Source organism: Pseudomonas sp. FSL R10-2189, assembly GCF_009600325.1.
Lineage (GTDB): Bacteria > Pseudomonadota > Gammaproteobacteria > Pseudomonadales > Pseudomonadaceae > Aquipseudomonas > Aquipseudomonas helleri.
The window spans coordinates 49,340-61,365 of record NZ_WIVZ01000008.1; the positions used below are offsets into that span (position 1 = coordinate 49,340).

10 protein-coding genes are annotated in these 12,026 nt (G+C 60.4%); 1 reads left to right on the plus strand and 9 read right to left on the minus strand.

What is annotated here, in order from left to right; translation table 11 throughout:
- Positions 1–28 precede the first annotated feature (28 nt).
- From GHO32_RS08760 to GHO32_RS08795, 8 genes are all read right to left on the minus strand, one after another.
- Positions 29–2,695, minus strand: coding sequence for a sensor histidine kinase KdpD (locus GHO32_RS08760; protein WP_153334626.1), 2,667 nt, complete (start codon positions 2,693–2,695; stop codon positions 29–31).
- 66 nt (positions 2,696–2,761) lie between these two features.
- On the minus strand, positions 2,762–3,310 hold the full coding sequence (kdpC, locus tag GHO32_RS08765; RefSeq protein WP_153330578.1) for a potassium-transporting ATPase subunit KdpC: 549 nt from the start codon (positions 3,308–3,310) through the stop codon (positions 2,762–2,764).
- 21 nt (positions 3,311–3,331) lie between these two features.
- Positions 3,332–5,404 (minus strand): potassium-transporting ATPase subunit KdpB, encoded by a 2,073-nt coding sequence (kdpB, locus tag GHO32_RS08770; protein WP_153334628.1) that lies wholly within the window; start codon positions 5,402–5,404, stop codon positions 3,332–3,334.
- A gap of 10 nt (positions 5,405–5,414) precedes the next feature.
- Positions 5,415–7,109 carry a potassium-transporting ATPase subunit KdpA gene (gene kdpA / locus GHO32_RS08775; RefSeq protein WP_048390053.1) on the minus strand — a complete coding sequence of 565 codons (1,695 nt, stop codon included), beginning with the start codon at positions 7,107–7,109 and terminating at the stop codon, positions 5,415–5,417.
- 8 nt (positions 7,110–7,117) lie between these two features.
- Positions 7,118–7,207: a K(+)-transporting ATPase subunit F gene (kdpF, locus tag GHO32_RS08780; protein WP_048368646.1), complete on the minus strand. Its 90-nt coding sequence runs from the start codon at positions 7,205–7,207 to the stop codon at positions 7,118–7,120.
- Between the two features lie 156 nt (positions 7,208–7,363).
- On the minus strand, positions 7,364–8,383 hold the full coding sequence (locus GHO32_RS08785) for an RHS repeat-associated core domain-containing protein (RefSeq protein ID WP_082158135.1): 1,020 nt from the start codon (positions 8,381–8,383) through the stop codon (positions 7,364–7,366).
- 89 nt (positions 8,384–8,472) lie between these two features.
- Entirely contained in the window at positions 8,473–9,705 is a 1,233-nt protein-coding gene (locus GHO32_RS08790; RefSeq protein WP_153334630.1) for a hypothetical protein, read from the minus strand.
- Positions 9,706–9,732: 27 nt separating this feature from the next.
- Positions 9,733–10,182 carry a YcgN family cysteine cluster protein gene (locus GHO32_RS08795; RefSeq protein ID WP_048368649.1) on the minus strand — a complete coding sequence of 150 codons (450 nt, stop codon included), beginning with the start codon at positions 10,180–10,182 and terminating at the stop codon, positions 9,733–9,735.
- Positions 10,183–10,338: 156 nt separating this feature from the next.
- Here GHO32_RS08795 and GHO32_RS08800 point away from each other — a divergent pair, with 156 nt between their 5' ends.
- Positions 10,339–10,932 carry a nitroreductase family protein gene (locus GHO32_RS08800; protein ID WP_048368650.1) on the plus strand — a complete coding sequence of 198 codons (594 nt, stop codon included), beginning with the start codon at positions 10,339–10,341 and terminating at the stop codon, positions 10,930–10,932.
- A gap of 101 nt (positions 10,933–11,033) precedes the next feature.
- On the opposite strand, the gene GHO32_RS08805 is transcribed toward GHO32_RS08800, so the two are convergent.
- Positions 11,034–11,966, minus strand: a complete 933-nt coding sequence (locus tag GHO32_RS08805; protein ID WP_153334632.1) for a D-2-hydroxyacid dehydrogenase — start codon at positions 11,964–11,966, stop codon at positions 11,034–11,036.
- Between the last annotated feature and the right edge of the window lie 60 nt (positions 11,967–12,026).

Genomic DNA, 12,026 nt, shown 5'->3' on the forward strand with positions numbered 1-12,026 from the left:
ATCGCAACAAAAATATGGCCAAAGAGTATCAGTCTTCACGCTCCGCCTCTTCCTGATCCATGGCCGGTTGATCGCGCAAGGGCAAAAACAAGGTGATGCAGGTGCCCTGCCCGTCGATGCCTTCAGCCACGGTAATGCGCCCGCCATGGGCGCCGACCATGCCCAGGCAGATGGCCAGACCAAGCCCGGTGCCCTGCCCGCCTCGGTCGCCGCGAGCAGCGGTGTAAAACATGTCAAAAATCTTGGCGCGGTCTTCTTCGGGAATGCCCGGCCCTTGATCACTCACCGCAAACCACAACTCTCCTTCATGCGCCCCGGCGCTCAGGCGCAGCTGCCCATGGGGCGGAGAAAAGCGTGCAGCGTTCTCCAGCACATTGACCAAGGCCTGTTCGATCAACGCCGCATGCACATGCAACAGCGGCAGTTGCGGCGGCACGTCCACTTGCACCTGCAACGGCGCCAGCACAGCACGCAGCCGGTTCAAGGCACTGCCCACGATGTCGGCGGGTGACACCCAGTCACGGGCCAGTTTCAAGGCGCCGTGGCCCAGGCGGGTCATGTCCAGCAGGTTCTGGATATAGCGATCCAGTCGCTCGGCCTCATCGCGGGTGCCTTCGAGCAACTCGCGCCGGTCCTCCAGCGCGATCGCTTCCCCCAGCGCCAGCAGCGTATCGATGCTGCCGCGCATGGTGGTCAGCGGGGTGCGCAAGTCATGGGACACCGACGCCAGCAAAGCACTGCGCAGTTGCTCGGTTTCGCCATGCAGGCGCGCAGCTTCCAGGTCTTGCGCCAACCGCGCACGGGCCAGCGCCTGGGCCAGCGGCTGACTCAAGGCCATCAACAGGCGCCGACGTTGGCCACTGAGGGTTTGGCCGTTTTTGGGGCTGACGCCGAGCAAGGCCAATGGCCCTTCTTCAGCGCTGATCGGCCACCACCACCAATTGCCCATGGGCAACGTGCCCGTGCCTTTGCCTGCCGGTTGAAGGTGTGCCCAGGCCCAGTCCGCAGCGGCGCGCTCGGCTTCGTTGAAATGCAAAGGGCCGCCGGTTTCGATGGTCCAGTCGCCGTTGTCATCGCGCTTGAGCAGGCACATGTTGAGCTCTTTCCAACCACTCAAGTGCTGGGCGGCGGCATTGATAACTGCCTGACGGTCCGTAGCGGCGGTGAGCTTGCGCGACAAGTCGAGCAACTGCGTGGTTTCTTCCTGGGTGTCGCGCAAGGCTTGCAACTGTCGACGTTGGCGCGCGGCCAGGTTACCGGTGAGAGCCGCCATCAACAGAAAGAACAACAGCGTGAGCACGTCTTCTTCGCGCTGGATGCTGAACGAGAAATTGGGCGGGATAAACAGAAAGTCATAAGCCAGAAATGACATCGCCGCACAGGCCAGCGCAGGCCCAAGGCTGCTGCGCACCGCCACCAGCAACACCGCCGCAAGAAACACCAGCGAGATGTTGGGCAGCGCCAGCACACTGGAAACCCCCCAGGCCAAGGCGCTGGCCATCACCGTGGCCACCAGCGCCAGACCATAGTCAAACCACACCAGCGTGTTCTTGCCACGGGTAACCACCGGCGCGGGCGATTGCTCGTGATCCAGCACGTTGATTTCCAGGCCATGGGCATCGCGTAGCAAGCGCGCGGCCAGCCCGCCTCCAAACATCCGGCGGCGCCAGGTCAGCCGCGACTGGCCCACCAACAGCAGGCTGGCCCGGCGCTCGCTGGCGTGCTGGATCAAGGTTTTGGCCACCTCGCCCGCACGCAGCAACACCACTTCGCCGCCCAGGCGCTCGGCCAATTGCTGGGCACTTTGCAAGCGCAGGCGCGATTGCTCGTCACGCACCGTGCCGTTATCCACATGCACCAGGCTCCAGGGCAAATGCCGCCGCTCTGCGACGCGGCTGGCATGGCGAACCAAACGCTCGGCATGCACATCACCGTCCACGCCCACCAACAGCCGCCCACGCAGCGCCGGGGCCGATTGCCCTTGCTGGCGATAGCCTTTGTCCAGCTCATCGTCGACGTACACCGCGGCGGTCTGCATCGCCAGTTCGCGCAGGGCGTTGAGGTTGGTCTGGGAGAAAAACGCATCGATGGCCGCACGGGCCTGCTCAGGCACATAGACTTTGCCTTCGCGCAGCCGCTCCAGCAGCTCACGCGGCGGCAGGTCGATCAGCAGCAGCTCATAGGCTTCCTGGACGATCCAGTCGGGCACCGTTTCACGCACTTGCACCCCGGTGATACCGCGCACCTGGTCGTTGAGGCTTTCGAGGTGCTGAACGTTGACCGTGGTGTAGACGTCGATGCCCGCTGCCAGCAGTTCCTGCACGTCTTGCCAGCGCTTGGCATGGCGGCTGCCGGGGGCATTGCTGTGGGCCAGCTCATCGACCAGCACCAGCTTGGGCTTGGCCGCGAGCAGGCCATCGAGGTCCATTTCTTCAAGCTGCACGCCGCGATACTCCGAGCGCAGCATGGCCAATTGGGGCAAACCGTTGAGCAACACTTCGGTTTCAGCGCGGCCATGGGTTTCAACCACCCCGGCCAACAGCGTGACCCCTTGACGCAATTGGGTGTGCGCGGCCTGCAGCATGGCGTACGTCTTGCCAACGCCGGGGGCCGCGCCCAGAAACACTTTGAGCCGGCCACGGCCTGCGCGGGGCAAGTCAGCTAACAACGCATCGGCGCGACCGGAATGGCTCATGGGTTTGTCCTGATGAATACATAAACTGCAGAAGCGAGCTTTTAAAAGCTCGCTTCTGCAAAAGATTTACTGCAACTGCGCCAACGCCTGGTTCAGCAGCAGCACATTGACCACCGGCGGGCCTATCAACGGTTGTTCGATGTGTTGTTCAAGCAACTGTTCAACCGTTTGTACTGGCAAGTGCCGAGCTGCTGCAACCCGCACCAGTTGATAGCGAATTGCCTCCGGTGGCAAGTGCGGGTCCAGACCGCTGCCCGACGTGGTCAACATGGCCATCGGCACCGGGCCTTGATCCGGCACGGCAAGCTGCGCTGCACTCTCCTTGACCCGTGTGGCCAGGGCCGGGTTGCTCGGCGCAAGGTTGCTCGCCGAACTCGACACCGTGGCAAACGCACCCGCCGAAGGCCGTGGGTGGAACCAGTCATCACCGGTAAAGTCTTGCGCAATCAATGCCGAGCCCTTGACCTGCCCGGCGCTGTCACGTACCAGGCTGCCGTTGGCTTGCTGCGGGAACGCCACTTGGGCGATCCCGGTCACGACCAGCGGGTAAGCCACGCCGGTAATGACGGTCATCAACAGCATCAGGCTCAAGGCCGGACGTAATAAATTTGCCATGATCAATCCCTCCGAAAACGCTTAAACCAAGTGCAGCGCAGTGAGCAGCATGTCGATCAGCTTGATGCCGATAAACGGCACCACTAGCCCGCCCACGCCATAGATCAGCAAGTTGCGACGCAGCAGGTGTGCAGCGCTGGCCGCCTGTACCCGCACCCCGCGCAGGGCCAAGGGGATCAACACCACGATGATCAATGCGTTGAACACGATGGCCGAGAGAATCGCGCTCTGCGGGCTGGTCAGGTGCATAATGTTGAGCACGCCCAACTGCGGGTAGATCGAGGCAAACAGCGCTGGCAAGATCGCGAAGTACTTGGCCACGTCGTTGGCAATTGAAAAGGTCGTCAGCGCACCTCGCGTCACCAGCAGTTCCTTACCAATTTGCACCACGTCCAGCAGCTTGGTCGGGTCGCTGTCGAGGTCGACCATGTTGGCCGCTTCACGCGCTGCCTGGGTGCCGTCGTTCATCGCCATGCCCACGTCAGCCTGAGCCAGCGCCGGGGCGTCGTTGGCGCCGTCGCCGCACATCGCTACCAGGCGGCCGTCGTTTTGCTCGTGGCGAATGCGCGCCAGTTTTTTCTCGGGTGTGGCCTCGGCCAGCACATCATCCACCCCGGCTTCGGCTGCGATTGCGGCGGCGGTCAACGGGTTGTCGCCGGTCACCATCACGGTCCGAATGCCCAGCTTGCGCAGTTCGGCAAAGCGCTCGCGAATGCCGGGCTTGACCACGTCCTTGAGATGGATCGCGCCGAGCAAACGGCCCTGGCCACAGACCAGCAACGGGGTGCCGCCACTTTGTGCGATTTTGTCGATTTCACGGGACAAGGCAGGCAGCACTTCATGACGTTTCATACCAACAAACGCCAGCACCGAATCCACCGCACCTTTGCGGTACACCCGGCCGTGGTAGTCGATGCCCGACAAGCGTGTTTCGGCGGTAAACGGCACCGCTGTGAATTCCTCGGCCGCAGGTTCAGTGAAGCTGTGCAAGCCGCGAATGAATTCGACGATGGACTTGCCTTCCGCTGTGTCGTCCGCCAGCGACGCACGCAGCGCCCCTTCGGCCAGCTCTTTGGCGGTCACACCGGGTGAGGCATACAGAGCGGCGCAACGACGGTTACCAAAGGTGATGGTGCCGGTCTTGTCGAGCATCAGTACATGCACGTCACCCGCTGCTTCAACCGCGCGGCCCGATTTGGCAATCACGTTAAGGCGCACCAGACGGTCCATACCGGCGATACCGATGGCGGACAGCAAGCCACCAATGGTGGTCGGGATCAGCGTGACCAACAGCGCCACCAGAAACACCAGCGGCAGGCTGCCACCGGCATAGAAGGCAAACGGTTGCAGGGTCACCACCACGATCAGGAAGATCAGGGTCAGACCGATCAGCAGAATATCCAGCGCGATTTCGTTCGGGGTTTTCTGCCGCTTGGCGCCTTCGACCAGGGCAATCATGCGGTCCAGGGTCGACTCGCCGGGGTTGGTGCTGATGCGCACCAGCAGCCAGTCCGACACCAACCGGGTGTTGCCGGTGACCGCCGAGCGATCCCCGCCCGACTCACGGATCACCGGCGCAGACTCGCCGGTAATCGCGGCCTCATTGACGGCGGCAATCCCTTCGATCACCTCGCCGTCACCGGGGATCATCTCCCCGGCCTCAACGCGTACCACATCGCCTTTGCGCAGGCGGGTGGCCGGCACGATTTCAAAGCTGCCCGTGGTGGTCCGGCGGCGCGCACTCAAGCCCTCACTGCCGGCCTTGAGGCTGTCGGCGCGGGCTTTACCGCGACCTTCGGCCAGGGCTTCGGCAAAGTTGGCGAACAACACGGTGAACCACAGCCAGATGGCGATTTGCACGGCCACCGCGGTGGGCACCGACGCCTCCGGCATAAAGCACAACACTGAGGTGAAAATGGCGGTCAGCTCAACCACCAGCATCACCGGCGAGCGTTTCAACTGGCGCGGGTCGAGCTTGACGAAGGCTTGCAGCAACGCCGGGCGCCAGAGGTCGGCAAACGCGGTTTTAGGGGTTTGCGGCGCCTGGGTTTCAGGCGTAGGCGTCAATTTTGAAACAGGAGCAGGCATAGTCATGATCGTCTCCTTAGAAGCCCATAGTCAGTTGTTCAGCGATGGGACCCAGTGCCAGCGTCGGCAAGAAGGTCAGGCCGCCTACCAGCAAAATGGTCACGGTCAGCAGTGCCACAAACAGCGGGCCGTGGGTCGGGAAGGTGTTTTGGCCAACCGGTGCGGTTTTCTTCATCGCCAGACTGCCCGCCAGGGCCAGTACCGGGAGGATGTAACCGAAGCGTCCGAGCAACATGCCCAGGCTCAGCATCAGGTTGTAAAACGGCGTGTTGCCACTGAGCCCGCCAAACGCCGAGCCGTTGTTGGCACTGGCAGAGGTGAAGGCGTACAAAATCTGGCTAAAACCGTGCGGGCCGGGGTTACTCACCGCCGCCACTGCACTGGGCAATACCGCCGCAATGGCGGCCAGCACCAGCACACCTACTGGCATCACCAGCAGGGTCACCACCAGCAATTGCACTTCTTTGGCCTGCAGCTTTTTACCGAGGTACTCCGGGGTGCGGCCGATCATCAGGCCAGCAAGGAACACCGCGATCAGCACGTTGAGCAACATGCCGTAGAGCCCGGCGCCGACACCGCCGAAGATCACTTCGCCGACCATCATGTTGACCATCGCCACCATCGCGCTCATGGGGTTGAGGCTGTCGTGCATGGCGTTCACCGAACCGTTGGAAGCGGCGGTAGTGGTCTCGGCCCACAGCACTGTGGCGGTGGTGCCGAAGCGGACTTCTTTGCCTTCCAGTGGTGCAGTGTGCTCAACCAGTGGGCTGTTCAGCGTCGGGTTGGGCTGGTACTCGGCATACAGCGCGGTGCCGCCACCGATCAGGAACAACGCCAGCATGCAGGCCATGATGGCCCGGCTTTGGCGCAAGTCTTTGACGTAATGGCCAAAGGTGAACACCAGCGCCACCGGGATCAGGATGATCGAGGCCAGTTCAAACAGGTTGCTCCAGGCTGTCGGGTTCTCAAACGGGTGCGCCGAGTTGGCACCGAAGAAACCACCGCCATTGGTGCCCAGTTGCTTGATCGCAATCTGGCTGGCAGCCGGGCCCAGCGGGATCACCTGGTCGACACCTTGCATGGTTACGGCGTTGACATAGTGCGCAAAGGTTTGCGGCACACCCTGCCACACCAGAAACACCGCCAACACCAGGCACAACGGCAACAGGCCATACAGCGTGGCGCGGGTCATGTCCGCCCAGAAGTTACCCAGGGTTTTACTTGAGCGGCGGCTGATACCGCGACACAGCGCAACCAGTACCGCAAGGCCGGTGGCCGCGCTGACAAAGTTCTGCACGGTCAGGCCGACCATTTGGCTGAGGTAGCTGAGCGACGCTTCGCCGCTGTAACTCTGCCAGTTGGTGTTGGTGACAAAGCTCACCGCCGTGTTGAATGCCAGTGTCCACTCTTGCCCCGGCAAGTGTTGCGGGTTGAGTGGCAGGTACTGTTGAAACAGCAGAATCGCGAACAGGATGACAAAGCCCGCGAGGTTAAAGGCCAGCAGCGCCAGCATGTATTTAACCCAGCTTTGCTCGCTGTTCGGGTCAACCCCGGCAATGCGATAGCACACGTTTTCGACGGGCCCCAGTACCGGGGTCATCCAGGTACGCTGCCCTTCCATCACCTTGTAATAAAAGCGCCCCAGCCACGGTGCTGGCAGTAACACCAGAACGAAGAAGGCCAGAATCAGCGCATAGTCATAACTGTGCATATCCGCTCCTAGTTCTGATCTGCGCGCAACAGCGCAACCAACAGATAAACGAACAGCCCCACTGCCAGCAGCAGGGACACCCCATCCAGAACGCCCATGACAACTCTCCCAAAGCGGCACGTGCCGCGTGTAGGAAGAGTGTGTGCAATGTGGGCGTAAAGGATCGAGATCGAGAGGGATGCGGGGGCGTAAAGAAGGCGTAAAGAGATCAGCTCAAAGCTCTATCACCTCAAGTATCGCGAGGGGAGATAGCTCTACCTTCGAATAAGAGCATTAGCCATTTGTGCTCCTCTGGCCAGTTGCGGAGCACGCAGCCTCAACTCGGTCGCTTCCACTTCATGGAGCATTCTTTGCAACGCCTCGATCTCGGATGATCTCCTGCTAAGTCTCATTGACGAAGACCTCACCGTTTGAGAGTTTCGCGGGCTCGAGCGTGGAGAAGGCTGATCCATTACATACTGAGTCTCGGGAGACGCTACTGTGAACTCATACGTGGGCGGTAATTCACCGGGAGAAACAGGCCTGTTGACATAAGTTGGAGGCCTTTCTGGAACTGAGGAGTAAATGAAACGGGTCGATGAATTTTCTAAAACGGGATCACTATGTATCGATGCGTAAGCCGGTAAGCGACCTTCAGAAGGCGCCCATCTCTGACGCTGATGGTAATACCCTGAATTAGCGTTGGCTAAGGGATTACGATTAGTCGTCGCGGGCTGGATATCTGGAGTTCGTCTGAACACGGCTCTTACCCGATGCATGAAACTGTTGAAAAAGGGAATATGCCCAGTGGGGTCCAGCCGGTTAATCGGGTCCCCCAAACAGTAGGCATAAGCATTGATTCCTCCGAGACCAAACGGACTCAAACTGTCCGGGCTGTTAAACCGCATCAGCACCGGGTTATACGCTCTATAGCCGTTGCCCAATAAGTAATGCCCGCTCGTGGGGTCTGGCCGCTCACCATTAAACCCCAGCAATGTACTCAACCCACGGTAAGTCGTACGCTGTCCATAGGGGCTATAACCCTGACGATTTTCCTGATCGGCGCCTAACACTGAACGTTGTAAATCAGTGATCAGTAAATGCGTGCTCGTGTTATCGCCCTGGGCCAACAACTGATCCGCAGACTGAAACACACAACGGGTGACATCGCCTTGAATTTCTGAGGCCAGTCGCTGGCGTTGATAAAAGCGCTGCAAGAGTGGCTCGCCGGCCAGAACCGAGCTGACCAGCCGGTCCAGTGGGTCGTAGACATACTGCATTGAAGAAATGGCCATGACTTGCATCCTGCCCGCAAAGAAAGGGTCATTCTCAGCCCCTTCAGCCTGACTGGATACCTGTCAAATCTGATAGGTTCCCGACATCATCAACGCAGCAAAGGGCTATCCATCACCTCGGACGACCCACCCAGCACACTTTCGCTGAGCTGGATAAATGAGCCCGTGCTCACCTTGTCCATGCGCATCAGCGCCCTGCTCACATCATCCAGCGAGCGCTTGTTGTGGGTTTGCAAACGTATTTCGCGGTCCAGTGCCTGCAACACAGTCACCGCACGGGCCTGCATCGCCTGGTTAATAGTCGCTCCACGCAAATGAGTGACGCCTTTACCGACCGCATTGAGCCGATGCTGCAGGGTCTGATAACGCTCGTCGCTCATGCCGCCCGCACGGCGCAGCAGTTCAATGGCGTAGTACTCACTGAGACCGTCAACGATCCACTCATGGCCTGGCTCGGCATTAATGCCGGCAAACACTTGCACCACTTCTCGCAGCAACGGGCTGCTGCCGCTTTCGCTGACCAGCGGCAAGACGCTGGAGAGATAAATTGAATTGTAGTCTGCCGTACTGCCTCTCCACATCGGGCTGGCCGCCCCCACGATCAACAGTTTAGGGGGGTTACGCGGGAACACGGCTTGCACTTGCGGCCACACAAACGTCAGCAAGGTGATGACATCCATACGGTGCATGCCCTGCCCTTTTGGCGCCGATACAGTCACTTCGGTTTCACCCAGGGTGGTACGCCGGGTGCCTAGCGTGCCAGCGAGCATCCAGCCTGTAGGCCGATCAAACACCCGGGAAGCATCGTCAATACGAAAGCGGTTCTTACCGATACGCGGCCACGCGGTTTCAACACTTTTCCAGCCCTTGGGCAACTCAAACTCAAGCCGCGAGACCAACTCGGTGCCGTCTTGTTGATCGAGGCTTGCAGGCGGGACCAACTGTTCACCGCGAAACAAGGCCCACGTCGGGGTCATGAGGGTGTCGTAGCTGCCATTTTTAAGCGGGTGATTCAACTGCACGCGGTAAGTGAGGCTGGCCTTGCCTGGCCCCGGATGCCACAGGCCACGGCTGTGCTCGGGGTCCGGGGTCAATTGCCACTGCCCGTCCGCCTTGAAATCGCTGTAACTGTCGGGCACCCCCAGGTCGAAGTCCAGACTACGCACCGCAGAGCCTTCAGCCAGGGTCACGCGCACCTGCGCCTGATTGCTCTGCGGCATCAGTTGCACGTGGTAATCCAGGTCGACTTTTTTGCCCGCCCACAGCGGGCCGCTGGCGATGATCAGCAACACGCCCAAAGGCCATTTAAAACACAGCGGCATACACACTCCTTTGCACCGCTCCGGCACTTAACCGGCGCGGAAAATCAGATGATCTTCCCAGTCGTCTTCCGGCACGCTGCCCTCGGCCAGCATGCGCCCGGATTGCGAGATGCGCTCATGGTGCACGGCCTCAGGGTCCCCGCAGACCAGGTGGTGCCAGAGCGGCAAGTCCTTGCGCTCGCTGACCAGCCGGTAGCCGCAGGTGGGCGGCAGCCACTTGAACTCTTCAGCCTTGCCGGGTGACAACTGGATGCAATCAGGCACGCTGTCACGGCGGTTGGCATAGTCGCTGCACTGGCAGGTTTTCATGTCGAGCAATTTGCAGGCGATACGGGTGTAGTAAACGCTGTTGTCTTCTTCATCCTCGAGTTTTTGCAGGCAGCACAGGCCACAGCCGTCGCACAACGACTCCCACTCCTCTTGATCGAGTTGATCGAGGGTTTTGCGGATCCAGAAGGGTTTTACGATTGCGGCCATGGCTCAAACATCAACATCAGGGAGTGGAAAAGGCCGCCAGTCTAGTGCCCAAGCTGCCGTGGGCCAAGCGCTTGTGACTGACGGCGTAACAGGACTTGTCAGCTGGCAGACATGACAGTAATTTTGCGGCTGGTCAAATCCACTCAGGAAACTCGAATGCCAACCTCCAACCGCGTTGCCGAACACCCGATTCACGAGCAATTCACCCAGCGCTGGTCGCCACGTGCCTTTACCGACGCAACCCTGGACAAGCCAACGCTGCTGAGCTTTTTCGAAGCGGCCCGCTGGGCCCCGTCGGCCTACAACGCACAGCCTTGGCGCTTTCTGTTCGCCCTGCGCGGCACCCCTGAGTTTGAGCGTTACTTGAGCCTGCTGGTTGAGTTCAACCAGGGTTGGGCCAAGCACGCCGCGGCATTGGTGGTGATCGTGTCGAAAACCACCTTCGCCGCACCGGGCAGTACAGAAGAAAAACCTGCACCCACCCACGCCTTTGATACAGGCGCTGCCTGGGGCCAACTGGCCTTGCAAGCGCACTTGAGCGGCTGGCACACCCATGGCATGAGCGGTCTGGATTTTGAACGGGCCCGCACCGAGCTGAAGATTCCTGAGGGTTACGCGGTTCAGGCCATGGTTGCCATTGGCAAACTGGGCGACAAAGCGAGCCTGGTGGACTACCTGCAAGCCAAGGAAGTCCCAAGCCAGCGCGAGCCGTTGAGCAAGCTGGTGGCTGAAGGTGATTTCAGCCTGTAAGGGTTTGAGGGCACTGCATCCTGTAGGAGCGAGCTTGCCTCGCGATCTTTCAAGACCAACAGCTCGCGAGCAAGCTCGCTCCTACAGGGTGAATTGAGCCTTTAATACCCGCGTGCGAAGTCCACTTCTCCACGCAGCGGCTCGCCCGCCTGGTACGCGCGCAGGTTGTCGATGAACAGTTGCACCATCATCGGCGGTGAGGTGGGTGCCGAACTGTGGCCGGTCAGCAGTAGACCCCAGGCTGTCCAGAACGGGTGTTTGGCCGGCAATGGTTCCTGACGGCAGACGTCAATGATAGCGCCAGCCAGGTGCCCCAGGCGCAATGCTTCAACCAAGTCAGCATCCACCACCGCAACACCCCGCCCGGCATTGATGAAGACAGCGTTGGGGTTGAACAGGGCAAACAGTTCTGCATCGTACAAGTCGTGGGTTTCAGGAGTGTTCGGCAAAAGGTTGATCACGTAGTCCATCTGCGTGACCAAACGCGGCAGATCATTCAAGGTCGCAACCTCGGTGAACGGCGCCTGTTCCCGCGCGCTGCTGGCAATGGCGTACAGCTCAACCCCGAACGGTTGCAGGAACTGCGCCACGGTCTGGCCGATGTCACCTGCCCCGACAATCAATACCTTGCGCCCGACCAGGCTCTGGCCCGTGCGATTGTCCCATTTGCGTTCGACCTGGCTGACCAGCCGCGCCATCACTTCACGCTCGTGACCGAGCATGTAGGTCAACACGTATTCGGCCATCACCTGACCGAAAATACCGACCGCGCGGCTCAGCCGGTAATCACGCCCCAACCCTTCAGCGAGCAGTGGGGTGATCCCGGCCCAGGTCGATTGCACCCATTGCGGCGTGTGCCCTTGGCGCAACAGAGTGGCCAGCAGGTCCGGTTGACCCAGCCACACCGGGCAGTCGGCGGCCAACTGCGCCAGTTGCGCCGAGTCGCCGCTGGTGTGCACTTGCAGTTCAGGGGCCGCTTGCTGCAAGAGTTGGGCATACAGCGAGTAATCTTGCTCGGCAATCAGGACACGCATGCTTCTAACCTTATTAAAACCATTGCCAGCCGCCACGCCCGGGTTTGCTCCATTGCGTTC

Excerpts from the sequence above, each read along its gene's own strand:
- GHO32_RS08760 (WP_153334626.1), bottom strand. The coding sequence starts at position 2,695 with ATGAGCCATTCCGGTCGCGCCGATGCGTTGTTAGCTGACTTGCCCCGC.
- kdpC (WP_153330578.1), bottom strand. The coding sequence starts at position 3,310 with ATGGCAAATTTATTACGTCCGGCCTTGAGCCTGATGCTGTTGATGACC.
- kdpB (WP_153334628.1), bottom strand. The coding sequence starts at position 5,404 with ATGACTATGCCTGCTCCTGTTTCAAAATTGACGCCTACGCCTGAAACC.
- kdpA (WP_048390053.1), bottom strand. The coding sequence starts at position 7,109 with ATGCACAGTTATGACTATGCGCTGATTCTGGCCTTCTTCGTTCTGGTG.
- kdpF (WP_048368646.1), bottom strand. The coding sequence starts at position 7,207 with ATGGGCGTTCTGGATGGGGTGTCCCTGCTGCTGGCAGTGGGGCTGTTC.
- GHO32_RS08785 (WP_082158135.1), bottom strand. The coding sequence starts at position 8,383 with ATGGCCATTTCTTCAATGCAGTATGTCTACGACCCACTGGACCGGCTG.
- GHO32_RS08790 (WP_153334630.1), bottom strand. The coding sequence starts at position 9,705 with ATGCCGCTGTGTTTTAAATGGCCTTTGGGCGTGTTGCTGATCATCGCC.
- GHO32_RS08795 (WP_048368649.1), bottom strand. The coding sequence starts at position 10,182 with ATGGCCGCAATCGTAAAACCCTTCTGGATCCGCAAAACCCTCGATCAA.
- GHO32_RS08800 (WP_048368650.1), top strand. The coding sequence starts at position 10,339 with ATGCCAACCTCCAACCGCGTTGCCGAACACCCGATTCACGAGCAATTC.
- GHO32_RS08805 (WP_153334632.1), bottom strand. The coding sequence starts at position 11,966 with ATGCGTGTCCTGATTGCCGAGCAAGATTACTCGCTGTATGCCCAACTC.